This is a genomic window from Salinicoccus halitifaciens, from assembly GCF_021026095.1.
GTDB classification, from domain to species: domain Bacteria; phylum Bacillota; class Bacilli; order Staphylococcales; family Salinicoccaceae; genus Lacicoccus; species Lacicoccus halitifaciens.
Map to the genome: position 1 here is coordinate 528,065 of NZ_JAJNCU010000001.1, position 17,087 is coordinate 545,151.

19 protein-coding genes are annotated in these 17,087 nt (G+C 48.5%); 15 read left to right on the plus strand and 4 right to left on the minus strand.

What is annotated here, in order from left to right; translation table 11 throughout:
• From LPW40_RS02650 to LPW40_RS02670, 5 genes are all read left to right on the plus strand, one after another.
• On the plus strand, nt 1-996 hold the full coding sequence (locus LPW40_RS02650) for a thiamine pyrophosphate-dependent dehydrogenase E1 component subunit alpha (RefSeq protein WP_230820680.1): 996 nt from the start codon (nt 1-3) through the stop codon (nt 994-996).
• Nucleotides 989-1,972 carry an alpha-ketoacid dehydrogenase subunit beta gene (locus LPW40_RS02655; RefSeq protein WP_230820681.1) on the plus strand — a complete coding sequence of 328 codons (984 nt, stop codon included), beginning with the start codon at nt 989-991 and terminating at the stop codon, nt 1,970-1,972. The genes LPW40_RS02650 and LPW40_RS02655 overlap by 8 nt, the downstream gene beginning before the upstream one ends.
• Before the next feature lie 13 nt (nt 1,973-1,985).
• Nucleotides 1,986-3,233 (plus strand): dihydrolipoamide acetyltransferase family protein, encoded by a 1,248-nt coding sequence (locus LPW40_RS02660; protein WP_230820682.1) that lies wholly within the window; start codon nt 1,986-1,988, stop codon nt 3,231-3,233.
• 97 nt (nt 3,234-3,330) lie between these two features.
• On the plus strand, nt 3,331-3,768 hold the full coding sequence (locus LPW40_RS02665; protein ID WP_230820683.1) for a BrxA/BrxB family bacilliredoxin: 438 nt from the start codon (nt 3,331-3,333) through the stop codon (nt 3,766-3,768).
• Between the two features lie 215 nt (nt 3,769-3,983).
• Complete coding sequence (locus tag LPW40_RS02670) at nt 3,984-5,105, plus strand: M20/M25/M40 family metallo-hydrolase (RefSeq protein ID WP_230820684.1); 1,122 nt, start codon at nt 3,984-3,986, stop codon at nt 5,103-5,105.
• A 38-nt stretch (nt 5,106-5,143) separates the two neighbouring features.
• On the opposite strand, the gene LPW40_RS02675 is transcribed toward LPW40_RS02670, so the two are convergent.
• Nucleotides 5,144-5,986, minus strand: a complete 843-nt coding sequence (locus LPW40_RS02675) for a helix-turn-helix domain-containing protein (RefSeq protein ID WP_230820685.1) — start codon at nt 5,984-5,986, stop codon at nt 5,144-5,146.
• A gap of 115 nt (nt 5,987-6,101) precedes the next feature.
• On the opposite strand from LPW40_RS02675, the gene LPW40_RS02680 reads away from it, so the two are divergent.
• A complete protein-coding gene (locus LPW40_RS02680) occupies nt 6,102-7,037 on the plus strand; it encodes an MBL fold metallo-hydrolase (protein WP_230820686.1) in 936 nt (311 codons plus the stop codon).
• On the opposite strand, the gene LPW40_RS02685 is transcribed toward LPW40_RS02680, so the two are convergent.
• Nucleotides 6,982-7,923: an alpha/beta hydrolase gene (locus tag LPW40_RS02685; protein ID WP_230820687.1), complete on the minus strand. Its 942-nt coding sequence runs from the start codon at nt 7,921-7,923 to the stop codon at nt 6,982-6,984. The two genes, LPW40_RS02680 and LPW40_RS02685, sit on opposite strands and share 56 nt — an antisense overlap.
• Complete coding sequence (locus tag LPW40_RS02690) at nt 7,920-8,831, minus strand: aldo/keto reductase (RefSeq protein WP_230820688.1); 912 nt, start codon at nt 8,829-8,831, stop codon at nt 7,920-7,922. The genes LPW40_RS02685 and LPW40_RS02690 overlap by 4 nt, the downstream gene beginning before the upstream one ends.
• A gap of 150 nt (nt 8,832-8,981) precedes the next feature.
• On the opposite strand from LPW40_RS02690, the gene LPW40_RS02695 reads away from it, so the two are divergent.
• The 4 genes from LPW40_RS02695 (at nt 8,982) to deoB (ending at nt 12,171) form a co-directional block, all read left to right on the plus strand.
• Complete coding sequence (locus LPW40_RS02695; protein ID WP_230820689.1) at nt 8,982-9,530, plus strand: NUDIX domain-containing protein; 549 nt, start codon at nt 8,982-8,984, stop codon at nt 9,528-9,530.
• Nucleotides 9,531-9,637: 107 nt separating this feature from the next.
• A complete protein-coding gene (fur, locus tag LPW40_RS02700; protein ID WP_230821060.1) occupies nt 9,638-10,099 on the plus strand; it encodes a ferric iron uptake transcriptional regulator in 462 nt (153 codons plus the stop codon).
• On the plus strand, nt 10,095-10,979 hold the full coding sequence (gene xerD, locus LPW40_RS02705; RefSeq protein ID WP_230821061.1) for a site-specific tyrosine recombinase XerD: 885 nt from the start codon (nt 10,095-10,097) through the stop codon (nt 10,977-10,979). Before fur ends, xerD begins: the two co-directional genes overlap by 5 nt.
• Nucleotides 10,980-10,986: 7 nt before the next feature.
• Entirely contained in the window at nt 10,987-12,171 is a 1,185-nt protein-coding gene (deoB, locus tag LPW40_RS02710; RefSeq protein WP_230820690.1) for a phosphopentomutase, read from the plus strand.
• 100 nt (nt 12,172-12,271) lie between these two features.
• Here deoB and LPW40_RS02715 read toward each other — a convergent pair whose 3' ends face one another.
• Nucleotides 12,272-12,808, minus strand: coding sequence for a DUF309 domain-containing protein (locus LPW40_RS02715; RefSeq protein WP_230820691.1), 537 nt, complete (start codon nt 12,806-12,808; stop codon nt 12,272-12,274).
• Nucleotides 12,809-12,836: 28 nt separating this feature from the next.
• Here LPW40_RS02715 and LPW40_RS02720 point away from each other — a divergent pair, with 28 nt between their 5' ends.
• From LPW40_RS02720 to LPW40_RS02740, 5 genes are all read left to right on the plus strand, one after another.
• Nucleotides 12,837-13,547: a segregation and condensation protein A gene (locus LPW40_RS02720; RefSeq protein ID WP_230820692.1), complete on the plus strand. Its 711-nt coding sequence runs from the start codon at nt 12,837-12,839 to the stop codon at nt 13,545-13,547.
• A gap of 1 nt (nt 13,548) precedes the next feature.
• Complete coding sequence (gene scpB, locus LPW40_RS02725) at nt 13,549-14,091, plus strand: SMC-Scp complex subunit ScpB (RefSeq protein ID WP_230820693.1); 543 nt, start codon at nt 13,549-13,551, stop codon at nt 14,089-14,091.
• On the plus strand, nt 14,084-14,806 hold the full coding sequence (locus LPW40_RS02730; RefSeq protein WP_413775988.1) for a pseudouridine synthase: 723 nt from the start codon (nt 14,084-14,086) through the stop codon (nt 14,804-14,806). Before scpB ends, LPW40_RS02730 begins: the two co-directional genes overlap by 8 nt.
• An 87-nt stretch (nt 14,807-14,893) precedes the next feature.
• Nucleotides 14,894-15,427, plus strand: a complete 534-nt coding sequence (gene resA, locus LPW40_RS02735; RefSeq protein WP_230820695.1) for a thiol-disulfide oxidoreductase ResA — start codon at nt 14,894-14,896, stop codon at nt 15,425-15,427.
• An 11-nt stretch (nt 15,428-15,438) separates the two neighbouring features.
• A complete protein-coding gene (locus tag LPW40_RS02740; protein ID WP_230820696.1) occupies nt 15,439-17,085 on the plus strand; it encodes a cytochrome c biogenesis protein ResB in 1,647 nt (548 codons plus the stop codon).
• Nucleotides 17,086-17,087: the final 2 nt, after the last annotated feature.

Here is a 17,087-nt window from a genome sequence, read left to right on the forward strand (position 1 = left end):
ATGAAAAATCATGAAGAAGTCGGTTTGACTGATGATGATGTAAAAGAAATGTACCGCACAATGCTGTTGTCGAGGAAGCTCGATGAGAGGATGTGGCTGTTGAACCGGGCGGGTAAACTGCCGTTCGTCATATCCTGCCAGGGCCAGGAAGCGACACAGGTCGGTGCGGGTTTTGCGCTGGACAGGGAGGAAGATGTCCTGAGCCCTTATTACAGAGACCTCGCACTGGTGACACATTTCGGCATGACCCCTCTTGAGACGATGCTTTCAGCTTTTGCCAAAGAAGGCGATATACAAAGCGGAGGCCGCCAGATGCCGGGGCATTTCAGCAAAAAAACCAATAATATCCTGTCCCAGGGCTCTGCGGTCACCACCCAGGTGCTGCATGCCGTCGGGGCTGCCTATAAATTTAAACTGGATGGCGAAAAAAGGGTCGCACTGACCACTCTTGGAGAAGGTTCGACAAGCCAGGGAGATTTTCATGAAGGCCTGAACTTCGCAGGTGTACATAAGCTCCCTGTGATCTGCCTGATCGAGAACAACAAATATGCCATCAGCGTACCGACACATCTTCAATATGCAGTCGAAAAGCTCTCAGCCCGTGCACACGGCTATGGGATGCATGGCGATCATGTCGACGGCAATGATCCTTTTGCCGTGTATGAAGCGGTCAAGGCGGCAAGGGAGAGGGCAGTGAACGGTGAAGGCGCATCATTGATTGAAGCCATGTCGACCAGGCTGACGGCGCACTCTTCCGATGACGATGATGCTTACCGTACGCTGGAAGAGCGCGAGAAAAATAAAGAAGAAGACTGCCTCGTCCTGATGAAAGATTATATGGTCGAAAAAGACATCGCGGATGATTCCTGGTTTTTAGATGTAGAGGAAGAATTCAAAGTGATCGTCAAGGATGCGACGAAAGATGCCGAAAACGCACCTTATCCAAAAGCAGAAGATGCGTTGAAGAATGTGTATGAGGAGGCAAACAATGGCTAAAATATCTTATCTCCAGGCAATCTCCAATGCACTGGATCATGAAATGGGTAAGGACGAGGATGTATTCATCCTCGGTGAAGATGTAGGCAAAAAAGGCGGTGTATTCAAAGTGACTGCCGGCCTCCAGGAAAAATACGGGGAACTCCGCTGTATGGACACCCCCCTTGCCGAATCGAACATAGTCGGTACGGCGATCGGTGCTGCAATGATGGGCAAAAGGCCGGTTGCAGAAATCCAGTTCGCCGATTATATACTGCCGGCCACAAACCAGATATTGAGTGAAGCTGCAAAAATCAGATACCGCTCCAATGGGGACTGGAATTGCCCGATCGTCATCCGTGCGCCTTTCGGCGGCGGGATCCACGGAGCCCTGTACCATTCGCAGTCCGTGGAGGCTTTATTTTCTTCCACGCCGGGGTTGAAAGTGGTCATCCCTTCCACGCCGAGTGACGCCAAAGGACTGCTGATATCGGCAATCAGGGACAACGATCCGGTTTTATTTTTCGAGCATAAAAAAGCCTACCGCCTCCTGAAGGAGGAAGTTCCGGAAGGGGACTACACGGTGCCGATCGGCAAGGCGGACGTCAAACGGAAGGGCGAGGACATCACCGTCATCACTTACGGCCTCTGTGTGAATTATTCACTGCAGGCAGCAGAAAGGCTTTCCAAAGACGGCCATGATATCGAGATTCTGGATCTTAGGACCGTTTATCCTCTGGATAAGGAGAGCATCATTGAATCCGCGAGCAAGACAGGAAAGGTGCTGCTCGTGACAGAAGACAACCTCGAAGGCAGTGTCATGAGTGAGGTATCGGCGATCATCGCTGAAAACTGCCTCTATGACCTCGATGCACCGATCATGAGGCTGGCAGGGCCGGATGTGCCGGCAATGCCGTATTCTCCGCTGATGGAGGACCATTTCATGGTCAATCCGGACAAAATAGAAAAGAAGATGCTTGAACTGTTGGAACACTGATGGAGGGGATAATATGACTGAAATAAAAATGCCTAAACTAGGTGAAAGTGTTACTGAAGGCACGATTGAAAGATGGCTCGTGAAACCCGGGGACACGGTGGAGGAATATGACCCCCTTTGTGAAGTGATCACCGATAAGGTGACCGCCGAAGTGCCGTCCGTCGCAGCCGGCACAATAGGAGAACTCCTCGTCAGTGAAGGGGAGACCGTCGATGTCGGGGTCGCAATCTGCACCGTGGAAGCCGAGGGCGGCGAAGAAGCACCGGCAGCCGGTGAAGATGCCCCTGAAGATGAGGTGGAGGAGCCTGCACCTGCCAAGGCGGCGTCTCCGGCCAAAGGAGCTGAAAAACCCCGGGGTGCCCGCATTTCCCCTGTGGTGATGCGCCTGGCAAGTGAAAATGACATCGATTTGAATGAAGTCCAGGGCACGGGCTTCAATGGCAGAATCACAAAAAAGGATATATTGAAAGTGATTGAACAGCCTGCTGAACCTAAATCGGCACCTGCTGAAACGGCACCCGCGGCACAAAGCCGACCGGCAGCCGCAAAACCTTCAGTGAGGGCCGGGGAGGAGATTCCGGTGAGCGGCGTGCGGGCGGCCATTGCAGAGAAAATGGTCCAGTCTTCAACCGAAATCCCTCATGCATGGCTCATGATGGAAGTGGATGCGACGAATCTCGTCAATCTGCGCAACAGCCTGAAAAATGATTTCAAAAAGGATGAGGGCTTCAATCTGACTTTCTTCAGCTTTTTTGTAAAAGCGGCAGCAGAGACATTGAAGGAATTCCCGATGCTGAACAGTTCATGGCAGGGAGATAAGATCGTGGTGAATAAAGATATCAACATATCAATAGCAGTCGCAGGTGATGATAAACTTTATGTCCCCGTCATTAAGAATGCGGATGAACTGACGATAAAAGGCATTGCGAAACAGGTCAATGAACTTGCAGAGCTCGGCAGGGCGCATAAACTGACATCCGAACATATGTCAGGCGGCACCTTTACGGTCAATAATACCGGCGCTTTCGGTTCGGTTCAGTCCATGGGCATCATCAATCATCCGCAGGCAGCCATACTGCAGGTGGAGTCCATCGTCAAAAAACCTGTGATCGTGGATGATATGATCGCAATCAGACATATGGTGAACTTATGCCTCTCCATCGACCACCGCGTCCTTGACGGCTTAGTTGCCGGACAGTTCCTGAAAAGGGTCAAGGAAAAAATCGAGAAGATATCAGCGGAACATACATCGGTGTATTAATCTTTACAAAGTAAAATTTTACCGATAAACTGGGCTTAGATATAATTTTATAAACTCTTGGCATGACAGGGTTTATTTGAACGAGGAGAGATTCGAAATGAATATGGACTTTAACCTGTATATGAACGATATAGTGACGACTGCACGCAGTGAAATGCGTGAATCCGGCTACACCGAGCTTACGACCCCGGAAGAAGTGGATCAGCATCTGAATAAGAAGGGGACCGCACTTGTAGTGGTCAACTCGGTCTGCGGATGTGCCGGCGGCATCGCACGCCCTGCCGCAAAACACGCATTGAACTACGATAAACTGCCTGACCAGCTGCTTACGGTATTCGCCGGCCAGGACAAAGAGGCAACGGAACATGTCCGTGACAGGGCGCCGGATTATCTGCCATCTTCCCCGTCGTTTGCATTCTTCAAAGACGGTGAGATCGTCGATATGATTGAAAGGCATGAAATCGAAGGGCACGAAACGATGAGCGTCATCACAAACCTGCAGGCATGGTTCGAAGAGCACTGCGAAGAAATATAAAAAAGAGGTCCCTCCGGGACCTCTTTAATTTAGTTAAAATGCCGTCAGCATGCTCACTCCGAATAATAGACCTGAAACGACGATTAAAAACACCATGAACCAAATGACCACTTGTCTAACTTTTTTATTATGCACAAAAACCATCCTTACTAGATTAATGTAACCAGTATATTACACCAGTTTCCCATAATCAATATCATTACGGAGGAAAACCCATGAATGAAGAACGTTTGATCAACCAGTTTACAGAGATGCTGAGAGTGGACTCAGAGTCGGGGCAGGAAAGGGAGATCGCCGACTACCTGATAGAACACTTCACCAAAATGGATGTAGAGGTCATTGAAGATGACAGTGCGGACATCACCGGGCATGGCGCCGGCAATCTTCTAATCCGCGTCAGGGGCACAGAAGATGTGGCGCCGTTGTATTTCACCGTCCATATGGACACGGTCACACCCGGTAAAGGCATCACCCCGAAGATTGAGGGAGACTACATAGTTTCCGACGGCACGACTATACTCGGCAGCGATGATAAGGCGGGCATCGCAGCCCTGATCGAAGCGCTGAACATCATCCGGGAAAATGATATCCCGCACGGTGATATCGAAATCGTCATCACCGCCGGTGAAGAGTCCGGACTTGTCGGCGCCAAAGCTTTCGATACCAGCCAGCTTAAAAGCAAGTTCGGCTATGCGGTCGATTCCACCGGGAAAGTCGGGACCGTCGTCACCAGTGCACCGACGCAGAGTAAAGTGGAAGCGCATATTCATGGCAGGACCGCTCATGCCGGTGTTGCACCTGAAGAAGGTGTCAGTGCAATCAATATTGCCGCCAACGCCGTCAGCAGGATGACGCTCGGCAGGATTGATCAGGAAACGACAGCCAATATCGGACGGATCGAGGGCGGGAGCGCCACGAACATCGTCGCGGATTATGCCTATGTCCTCGCTGAAACACGCAGTCTTGACCCTGAAAAGATGGCAGCACAAGCTGCACATATGAAAGTGGCATTCGAAGAAGCAGCGGCAGAGCTCGGGGGCCGTGCAGAGGTGACAGTCGAGAAGATGTATGACCACCTGCATGCAGAACTTGACTCCGAAGTGGTCACGACCGTCAGGACGGCGATTGAAAATATCGGCAGGGAGCCGGACTTCATATCACTCGGCGGGGGAAGCGACGGCAACGTATTCAACGGGAAAGGCATTCAGACCGTCGTGCTCGGATTGGGGTATGAAAACATCCATACGACTTCTGAAAGGATGCCGATCGAAGAGCTCATCAAAGCGGCCGAGCTCATCGTGGAGATCATCAAAATCCAGCATTCAAAGCAGGCATAAAAAGAAGGTGGTGACATCCAATGTCATCACCTTCTTTTTCATTCAAGCGCCTGCCAGACCTGTATTTTAGAATCGGAATAACCGATATCAAACGGGCTCTTGATCACTTCAATGGAAAAGTTGCAGTTCAAATCCCGTTTGACCTTGAAGCGCCATCTCCTGAAAATGTACTGATAAATATCTTCCATCACGGTGCCGGCTTTCCCGGTACCTTCAAAAACCGTGAAATCACCAGACTCCGTATAAGTCTCATCGAAAGGCACCGCATCCGTCGAGGCGACCCCGATCATCAGCTCCATTTCATCTTTGACGATCCTCTCATGCAGAATGATGCCTTTGACACGACCGCTGTTGAATCCGAGAAGTTCATCAATCAGGCCGTTTTTTTCAAGGTTTTTCAGCATTTCCATTTTCTTATCGCGGGTATAATCATTGAGTGAGAAATACCGGGTGAATCCGACTATCCTGAAGCTGTCGATATGGACGGTCCGGGAGGGATATTCAGGTTTGTCGACAGGGACGACTTCGAATGTGATGCGTTCGAGGAGATCAAGCGACCGGATATGTTTTTCAGTTTCGTAAGGGGAGATGCCCATACGCGCCTTGTACAGTTCCTTGAATTCATCCGCATCCCTGTAGCCGTAATATTTCGCAATATCCAGAAGCCTGCGGTGACCTTCATAAAGTTCATATGCTATCTCGGTCATTCTGCGTTTCTGCTGATATTCATAAGGTGTCATGCCCACCAGCGAAGTGAATATGGTGATGAAGGACTTCGGCTCGACGCCGAGTTCATGCAATGCAGAGCTGAAGTCGATTTCTTCCCTTAAACGGTCTTCTATATATATGATGAATTTTTCAATAAAATTAACAGTCTCCATACTGCCTGATGCCACCTTCAAAGTTCATTTCTTATATCATAATTATTTCACTGTCATCTTAAAAACACAATTATTATGATATAATTAAAAAATCAATTAAGACAGGTGATTTTTTATGCAATTTACAGTTCTCGGCTCAGGTGCAGGGCTGCCATCCAAAAAAAGACACACCCAAAGCTATGTATTGGATGCGGTGGATGAAATCAATCAGTATATAATGATCGATGCGGGGGAAGCATTGCAGCACAGGATACTCCATACCGGCATCAAACCTTCGAAAGTCAGGAATATATTCATCACACATCTCCATGGTGACCACATTTACGGCCTGCCGGGCTTCCTGTCGTCGCGTGCGCACCAGGGCGGGGAGGATGTGCCGCTTGCCATTTACGGGCCCCGGGGCTTGGCCCGGTGGCTGGATGTCACATTTGAAATCAGCGGGTCCCGTTTGAACTATCCACTCGAAATAATTGAGATCACGCACGGCGACTGCATCGAAATGGACGGCTTCAAAGTCCATGTGCATCTGCTCGACCATAACATCGACAGCTTCTTGTATGTCTTCAAGGAAAATGATAAAAAAGGTGCGCTGGACCCGGAAAAACTGAAGCGCATCGGCCTCCAGCCGGGACCGTCCTATGCCCGCATCAAAAATGCGGAAATCTTTGAATTCAACGGCGAAACTTACCATACAGCAGACTTCACCGGTCCTGACATCACAGGCCGGAAAATTGCCGTGCACGGGGATACACGTGTGATCACGACACCTGGGTACATGTCCCTCGTGGACGGCAGTGACCTCATCGTACACGAGGGGACTTATCTCGACGGGGAACGTGAAAAAGCACACCGGTATTTCCATTCGGAAATCACCGATGTGCTCGACAACTTTAAAAGCATAAATTACGGATCACTGCTGATCACCCATTTGAGCAATCGCTATGAAGATGGTTTTTTGGATGGGCTGGATGAAAAGCTGCCTTCAAACGTCCATATCACCCACGATTTCTTCGAACATCCCATCTTACGTAATTCTCAAGGAAATAAGTGACTTTTGCGACGTAGGCCTCCTGATTGCGGTTGAAGCTTTCAACATGGCCGCCTCGCCCGGGGTACCAGGCCATCTTGGGCCCTTTTTTCTTTTCGTACAGTTCTTTCGTCTGGTGATAAGGTATGAATTTGTCATTTTTAGAATGTATGAATAATATCGGCTGTTCTATTTTGTCTATAATCCTTATTGGAGATACTTTGAACAGTGAAAATTTGCTCCTTACACGGAAGAAAAGGTTCGTCACAATCAGAATAAATGGAGAAGCGACTCTTGAATACTGGCCGAATATGAAAGTCAGCTGGTCGGCGAACTTTGAGAACGAGGCATCGGAAATATAAAATTTCGCCTCATTTGAAAGCTCACCTGCATAGAGCAGCATGGTCGCCGCACCCATGGATTCACCATGGATGCCAAACTCGATATCCTCCCCGTAATGTTCATGCAGATATTTGACGACACTCTCAAGGTCGTATTTCTCATAGAAGCCGTATGTGGAATGGATGCCTCCCGAATCACCATGCCTTCTTGCATCGTAGATCACACAGTTGTAGCCCATCTCCACAAACATGTTCAAATACTTGATGGAACTGATTTTGTTTTCGGTGACACCGTGGCACAGCACCACCCACTTGTTCGTATCATTCGGATAGACAAAGACGGCATTGATACTGTAGTCGAATCTGGATGGAATTAAGATATTGTCCTGGGGCAGCTTTCTGAATTCCTCCAGGTTTATCCGCTTCGCCCTTGTTTCCCGGCGTTTGATCACTTCCACATCGCGGAGTTTGAAAAAGAGCGTCTGTGTAGAGGCATAATAACCGAGTGAGACCAGTATGGTCACCACTGAAAGTATGCCTGTCCAAATCCATTTGCCTAATTTTTTCATGATCTATGGTCCTCGTACTTTTCTTTTTTAAACAGCTCATCCAGTGACCGTAAATCCTCTTTTGGCATTGAAGCTGCTTTTTCGAAACTGTTCATATTGTCCTCCAACTGTTTCAGGCTGCTCACACCATTTACTATGACAGCGCCCTTATCGATGAGATACTTGAACGACAGGGCGGTCAGATCATCATGCTCGCGCCTGAGCGTCCCGAAGATGCCGCGCAAGTCCTTCTGTGAGTAATTAAGGATACCATCAGGGAATTTCTCTTTCAAGTGGGCTTCGTGGCGTTCTGTGAACAGCCCCTGCATCAACGGCCCTCTGGCGAGTATGACGATGTCCTTCAGGTCTTCCAGCAATTCCACCGGACGATTGTCGAGTGGGTTCAGCTGAAGCATCAGCGTATCGATATTGCTGTTCTTATAATAGTAGTCTATGACATTTGGACGTATGGATGAAATGCCGTAGCTTCTGATCAGGCCTTCGGATTTCAATTCCTCGAATGCAAGTATCGTTTCCTCCTTGTCATCTTCGATTGTGCCTCCGTGAAGCTGATACAGATCGATATGATCCATATCCAATCGGCGGAGTGATTCTTGAACCTGGGTTTTGATATATTTCCTGCCCGGGTTCCATCCGATCTTCTTCTTCAGCGTCTTATCAAATTCATTGCCGACTTTGGTGCCCGTATGGAAATTATATCTGCTCCGGTACCTCTTCAAAATCTTTCCGACTACAGTTTCATTTTCACCGTACTGATATAAGTCGGCAGTATCAAAATAATTGATATTTTGGGACAGAGCATATTCGATGATCTCTTCTGTCCTGATTTCATCTTCGATCGGTAAGTTCATGCAGCCCAAAGACATGCGGGAAAATGCCAATCCACTTTTCGATTCAATATATTCCATGTATATTACTCCTTTACATTCACGGGTAGAATTATTATATCAATAAAACGCACAAAAATTGAGTTTAAATCACCAAAGCGTTTCCGCCCTTTTTAAAGCAATAATTTTAGTGCTATAATTGTGGATATAAAAAAGCCAAGGAGCATTGACATGACCAACAGCAAATCATATGAGCACTTGAAAGAAGAGATCCTCGAAAGCGATGAGATATTCAACGGCAGGGTGATCAAAGTCACACATGATAAAGTGAGGCTGCCGGACGGTGAAACCTCATACAGGGAGATTGTCCACCATAACGGTGCCGTTGCAATCATACCGGTCCATGAAGATCATTTATATTTTGTCAGGCAGTTCAGGGTGCCGACCGGTGAAGTGCTGCTCGAAATCCCTGCCGGCAAAGTGGAGCGTGATGAGGCGCCGGCCGATACTGCAGAAAAGGAATTGAAGGAAGAAATCGGTGCAGTGAGCCCTGAGATCCGGAAGTTGTACGAATTTTACACCGCCCCCGGGTTTGCAAGTGAACTTATCCATCTGTATATTGCAGAGGAGCTGAAATTCGAGGCACAGGCACTGGAGGCCGATGAATTCCTGGATATAGAAAAGGTCCATGTCGATTCACTCCGGTCCGCTCTTGAAGAAGGTAAATTCCGTGATGCCAAAACCATCATTGCTGTACAGTATGTATTGGCACATTTGTGATTCTCAATTAGAAAAGTTTTTATTTATAATAATTATTAATAACTTTCAATCCTGGAAGAAGTTTTGTATAATGAATTTATTGATTAATGATTAAAGTAGGTGGCGTCGTGGAAAACAGAATCCAGCATATCAAAGAAGCCCTTCATGATGCAAAATACAAATTGACACCACAACGAGAAGTGACACTCCGGGTATTATTGGAAAACGAGAGTGATCACCTGAGCGCAGAAGATGTATTCATGAAAGTGAAGGAAAAATACCCCGAAATCGGCCTGGCCACCGTATACCGCACCCTTGAACTCCTCAACGAGCTGAAGATTTTGGATAAGATCAATTTCGGTGACGGTGTCGCCCGTTATGACCTCCGCAAAGAAGGTGCAGAACATTTCCATCATCATCTGGTATGCATCAGCTGCGGATCTGTTCAGGAGATAGAGGAAGACCTGCTCGGGGATGTGGAAATCAAAGTTGAGAATGATTTTCACTTTAAAGTAACCGATCACCGTCTGACTTTTCACGGTGTGTGCAAAAGTTGTACACTGGTGATGGAGAAGATCAAAGATGATTGAAAAACATGTTGATGAATACATCACCTTCCTCAAAATTGAAAAAGGGCTGAGTCCGGCTTCGCTCAGTTCATATAAACAGGATTTGAATCATTACTTAATATATCTTGATGAGCAGGGCATCACTTCCCTGGCAAAAGTGGACACCGATGTATTGATCGGTTTCATCAGATACATGACTGAAAAAGGATTGAGCCCGAAGACGATTTCCAGGACACAGTCGACGCTCAGGAACTTTCATCAGTTCCTGCTGAATCAGGATGTGATCGAAGTCAATCCGGCCGTCAAGCTGACCGCAGTGCGCGGGGAGAAGAAGCTGCCGGTATATTTGACCATAGAAGAGATGGAGACGCTGCTTGCAACACCTGATGATTCTCCGGCAGGGATGCGCGACAGCACCATGATGGAAGTGCTTTACGCTTCCGGCATCAGGGTGAGTGAGCTGATCAGCATCAAACGTGCGGACGTCAATACTGAAATGGGCTTCATCAGGGTCAGCGGCAAAGGCAGCAAGGAACGCATCGTGCCGATCACGGACTTCGTCGCCCGGCAGCTGGATGAGTACATCAGCAGCATAAGGCCCCGGCTGCTCAAGGCCGAGGACACCGAGGACCTTTTCATCACCAACCGGGGCAGGGGCTTCACCCGTCAGGGACTATGGAAGACCATCAAGAAATATGAAGTGCTGAGCGGCATCAACAAAAATATCACGCCGCACACTTTCCGGCATTCATTTGCAACACACCTGATAGAAAACGGTGCGGATTTAAGGGCGGTCCAGGAGATGCTGGGCCATTCGGATATCAGCACCACCCAGATCTACACGCAGATCTCCGCTTCGAAAATCCGTGAGATGTATAAACAATTCCACCCGAGAAAGTAGGTATAATATGTTTAAAAGAATTCATTTGACAGTGCTTGATTCAGTCGGCATCGGGGCGCAGCACGATGCCCGGGAATTCGGGGATGAAGGTGCGCACACGCTTAAGCACCTGCTTGAAGATTCCCCCGTCACCCTCGGCAACCTCGAAAAGATGGGGCTCGGCTGCATTGATGCGCTTCCTGGGGTCGGCTGCCCTGACGAACCGCAGGCTTTTTACAGCAAGATGGCGGAAATATCCAGAGGCAAAGATACGATGACCGGCCATTGGGAAATCGCCGGCCTCAATATAAAGGAGCCGTTCAAGGTCTATCCCGACGGTTTCCCGGAAGAGCTGCTCGATAAAATCAAGGAAGCGACCGGCCGGGGGATCGTCGGCAACATCCCTGCGAGCGGCACGGAAATCATCAAAGATTACGGGGAACACCAGCTTGAGACCGGTGATCTGATCATATACACATCAAATGACCCGGTGCTCCAGATTGCGGCCCATGAGGAAGTCATTCCTCTGGAAGAGCTGTATGAAATCTGCGAGAAAGTGAGGGAGATGACGAAAGAGCCTGAATTCCTTGTCGGCCGCGTCATCGCAAGACCTTTCACCGGCACAAACAAGCATGATTTCACAAGAACCGAAAACAGGCATGACTATGCACTTGAACCTTTCGGCAGGACTGTTCTGAACGCGCTTCAGGATGATGGGAAGGATGTCATAGCGATCGGCAAGATCAACGACATCTTCACCGGTTCCGGCATCACCGACTCGGTCAGGACAAAAAGCAACGATGATGGGGTGGATAAGCTGCTCGAAGTGATGGACCGGGATTTTGAGGGCCTGTCATTTTTGAACCTCGTTGATTTTGATGCTTTATATGGCCACAGGCGGGACCCCGCAGGTTATTCCAATGCCTTGAAAGAGTTTGATGAAAGGCTGCCGGAGATCGTTGAAAAGCTCGGGGAGGATGATCTGTTGATCATCACCGCCGACCACGGCAACGACCCCACACACACGGGCACCGATCATACAAGGGAGTATGTACCGCTCCTCATCACGTCCAAAAGAGACCTGGACTACGGACCGATCCGCCAGAGTGAGACATTCAGCGACCTGGCGGCGACGATAGCAGAGAACTTCGGTGTCGAGTACGAGACAGAAGGCAGAAGTTTATTAAGTGAGATCATCAAAGATGAAAAATAAAAACGTCGTCTTTCTGGTCATACTGTTGTTTGCCCTCATATGGGGCATCGCTTACTGGTTCCTATTAGTTTAGAAAACTGCAGACAGCCGTCTGCAGTTTTTATGTTTCATGATCTCCGGATCTTTTCCTCCTGAGCTTTTCATTTCTTACATTGATGATCTCCGACCGGTCCCTGAGACGGTGTTTCTGCACGAGGGTGATGTCTTTTTTGTGGAGCGTGCGGATGAAGCGGCGGAAGGCATCAGCCGGACACCCCGGCATCGCATAGACGCGGAGCGCCTCCAGCATGTCATCCGTAAGCGGCAGCTGGAGGGGTGAGAAGTCTACGGCGCCTATTGAACTGAGACGCTCCTCCACAAGCGGGATGATGTCGCTCTCCAAACCGTACTTCCAGTGTTCGAAAGGCCGCTCCCCGAGCCGCCGGACAGCACGGCCGTATATTTTCCGTGCACCATAGAGGTTGTTTCTGCGATAATGGTATTCCGCCGTCGAAATCTGAATGAAAAAGATTTCATCGTCTTCCTTTGAATAGGAAGGTTTCGACTTCCAGGCATCCTCCATGATTTCATGGCATTCAAAGTAATCTTGCTTTATAATAAATTCGTTATAGTATTCCAATAAAGTGTTTTCATCCATAATGATTCTCCAAAATTGAGGTTTTAGTATGCGTACATATGAAGTTAAGTTAGAAGTGTTTGAAGGGCCGCTCGATCTGCTGCTGCATCTGATCAGGGAGCTTGAGATCGATATATATGATATACCCATGGCCACACTTACAGCCCAGTATATGGAATACATCAACCAAATGAAAGAACTTGAGATCAATGTGGCGAGTGAATATCTGGTCATGGCGAGTGAGCTTCTTAAGATAAAGAGTTTCATGCTGCTGCCCGAACCGGCCGCCGTAGAGGAGGATTTTGAAGACCCGAGGGAGCAGCTCATGGAACAGCTGCTGGAGTATCAGAACTATAAGCAGTATGCAGAAGAACTTTCATATCTGAAGATGGAGAACGATAAGACTTTCATCAAAGCACCGCATGAGTTCGAGGAGTCCGGGGAGGGGGGCGATGAGCCCGACCTGACCCTGGCACATCTCCTGGAGGCATACCAGAAGGTCAGGATGCGTGTCTCGCTGACCCGCAGCCGGACGATTTCCATCCGGCGGGAAGTGATATCAAAAGAACATGCAGAGTCCTACATCAACGAAAAGTTCAGCGGCAGACGTGCACTCCGGCTCACCGAACTGTTCAGCCTGGACGAATCAAGGGCGATGGTCGTGGCACTTTTCATGGTCGTCCTGGACTGGGTGAAAGCACATAAAATGAATATAACCACTTTGGACGACGGAGAATTCCAATTTGAAAGGCAGCAATAGTATGGAAAAAATTGAAATCATAGAAGGTCTGCTCTATATTGCAGGTGATGTGGGGCTGACGGAAGAACAGCTGATCATGCATGTACCGGTCACAAAGCAGCAGCTTCAGCAGGAAATCGAAAAATATGACAAGCCGCATCTGGAGATCAGCCGCCACGGACAGACATATTTCCTGAAGACGACGCCGCGGATGGAGAAATATATTGACCGCATCCTTCAGGATAAGCCGAAGAACAGGCTTTCGCAGGCGGCGCTCGAAGTGCTGGCGATCATTGCATATAACCAGCCCGCTTCCCGTGCTATGATAGAGGAGCTGCGCGGGGTCCAGTCGGACGGCCCGATCACGACCCTTTTGAATAAAGGCCTTATCATGAAGAAAAGCGTTGAGAATGAACGCGCATCACACTTTGTCACCACCCCGACTTTCCTTTACGTATTCGGCCTGGAAAGTCTCGCGGATCTGCCGACACAGGACGATATAAAGGAACAGGAAGAAATAGATTTATTTTTCGATAATTTGAAGGAGGAAGAAAATGATGGATGAAATCAGATTGCAAAAAGCTATAGCCAACAGCGGCGTGACATCGCGGCGGAAGGCGGAACAACTCATCACTGAAGGACGTGTGAAAGTCAACGGAAAAACCATCACAGAGCTCGGGACAAAAGTGACGGCAGGGGATGACGTTGAAGTGGACGGCGTGCCGATCACCAAAGAAGAGAAAGTCTACATCCTGTATTACAAGCCTGTCGGTGAAATCTCGTCAGTGGAGGATGAAAGCGACCGCAAGACGGTGATTTCCAAGTTCAAGGCACTCGATAAGCGCCTCTATCCTGTGGGGCGCCTGGATTATGATACGTCAGGAATACTGCTGCTGACCAATGACGGCGAATTCACACAGTACATGACGCACCCGAAATATGAAATATCCAAAACCTACAGGGTGAAGGTCAAGGGCATCTTAAAAAGGCACGAGCAGAAGATGATGGCCGAAGGCATCATGCTCGAAGATGGCAAAACTGCGCCTGCAACGGTGAATGTGGTCCGTGATAAAAAGGACAAAAACATGATCGTCGATGTGACGATACATGAAGGACGCAACCGCCAGGTCAGAAGGATGTTCGAGCATTTTGATCTTGAAATACTGAAGCTGACCCGCATCGGATATGACTTTTTGACCCTGGAAGGCCTGAGTGAAGGCGACCACAGATTTTTAAAGCCGCACGAAGTGAAAAAGTTGATCGCAAATGCGAAAAGCTGAGCCTTCAATTGTCATAATAATGTCAAACCGTGCCTCTGTATGAATGATATAATAAGTGGAGCAAATTAGTTACTGTAGGTGAAATATATGAAGAGACAAACAAGGAATATACTCAGGATCACAATCATATTAAGCATTGTCATCCTCCTTGGAATAACATTATGGTTCAATCTGACTTCCGATTCCCAGGCAGTGCAGGTCGGGGATGACGCGGTGGATTTCCAGCTCGAAACCCTTGACGGGGAAACCGTCCATTTATCTGAGATCAATGAAGACAAAGGTGTCATCCTGAATTTCTGGGGCACATGGTGCGAACCCTGCCGGGAGGAAATGCCCGATATGAATCAGATTTACAATGAAGGCAACGATGAATATGAACTCATCGCTGTCAACGTTTCGGAAGGGGAGCAGCAGATCAATCAGTTCCTGAGAAGCCTTGATGAGGATCTGGCTTTCCCGATTGCCCTCGACCGCAACAGGGACGTGACGAAAGCTTATCATATCGGACCATTGCCGACGACGATAGCAATCGATAAAAACGGCGTGGTCGTCGATAAACAGGAATATCAGCTGAGCACAGACGACATATACAGTTTCGTCGAACAATCAACTTCGGAATAGGATGAAGTGTAATGGAATTAAAAGAGATTAAGTGCGGATCCTGCGGTCATGTGAACCCGCCGGGCACACAGCTGTGCCAGTCCTGCGGAAAGATGATCAACAGCGATTATGATAAGAAGAAAATCAAGGACCTGATGCGCTATGACGGCAGTGCGATCCGGTCGAAAACAAGGTCGAAGAGCATTTTCGACAAGATCTGGATCTTCTTCACCTCCATAAAGGTCGGTGTGACGATCATCCTGATCATAGCAATCGCCGCGTCAATCGGGACGATCTTCCCGCAGGAATACTTCATTCCTGTAGGAGTGGATCCGCTGCAGTACTATACGGAGCATTACGGCACCCTGGGGAGGCTCTACTATGAGCTCGGCTTCCATAATCTATACTCCTCATGGTGGTTCATCGTACTGATCGGCATGCTTGCACTGTCACTCATTGCAGCAAGCATCGACAGAGGTGTGCCTTTATTCAAGTCTTTGAAGAACCAGCGTGCCAAAAAGCACCCGACGTTCTATAAGAGGCAGCGTCTGAACCTCCATCAGGAAAATCCGGGACAGACTGAGGCGGTCATAGAAGGATTCAAGAAAAAAGGCTATAAAGTCAAATCCGAAGGCAATCATCACCTGCTCGAAAAAGGCAGGCTTTCAAGATGGGGTCCCTACATAAACCATACCGGGCTGATACTGCTCCTGTTCGGCAGCATGCTGAGATTCTTTCCCGGCATGTATGTCGATGAACTGGTGTACATCACTGAAGGCGACACCGTCCAGCTTCCCGAAACGGAAGGCCAATATTATGTGGAGAACAATGACTTCATCGTCGATATCTATGAAGAGGATGCAGGAACGGTTTTTGATGAAACAGTGCAGCGCACCAATGAGGTCATAACGAGCAACTATCAGACGGATATCACTTTCTATGAAAACGAAAATGTTGATGTCATCGGGGCACAGCCCGACCTTCAGAAAGTGGAGGATTACAGCATACGCGTCAACCATCCTTACCGCTTCGATCAATTCGAACTTTACCAGTCGAGTTATGACAACTCCCAGATGAAGTCGATGACATTCCAGCTGGAAGACAGCGGTGGTGAGACTGTCGGTGAACCTTTCACGGTGATGCTTGATGATCCTGAACGGACCTACGAGGTCGGGGAGGGCATGGAAGTGAACATGAGGGCGTATGCGCCGGACTTCCTTGAGATAGATGAGAACGGTGCACTGATTTCTGCGACACCGGTGGCGACGAATCCGGCATTCGTATTTGAAGTGACCGACGGAGATTCAAGTGAACTCAGCCTGCTGCAGATCATGCTGTCGACCGACATCACCCAGGATAACGAGTACAACGTGAGGTTCGTTGAGAATGAAAACCACTGGGCGACCGTCCTGACCCTGAAGAAAGATTTGACCTTACCGATCATAGCGACCGGCTTCGGCATCTTCCTGATCGGACTGTTCATCGGATCCTACATCAATCACAGAAGGATATGGATCAATGATGAAAATGGCTTCAGCATCAGTGCACATACAAATAAAAACTACTTCGGCCTGAAGAAGGAGATCGATCCAGTCCTGGAAGAAAACGGCTACGATGCGATTTTTGACAGAGACGCAAAAGACTTTGATGAAGGCGTCATCATTGGTGAGGAGAAATAATT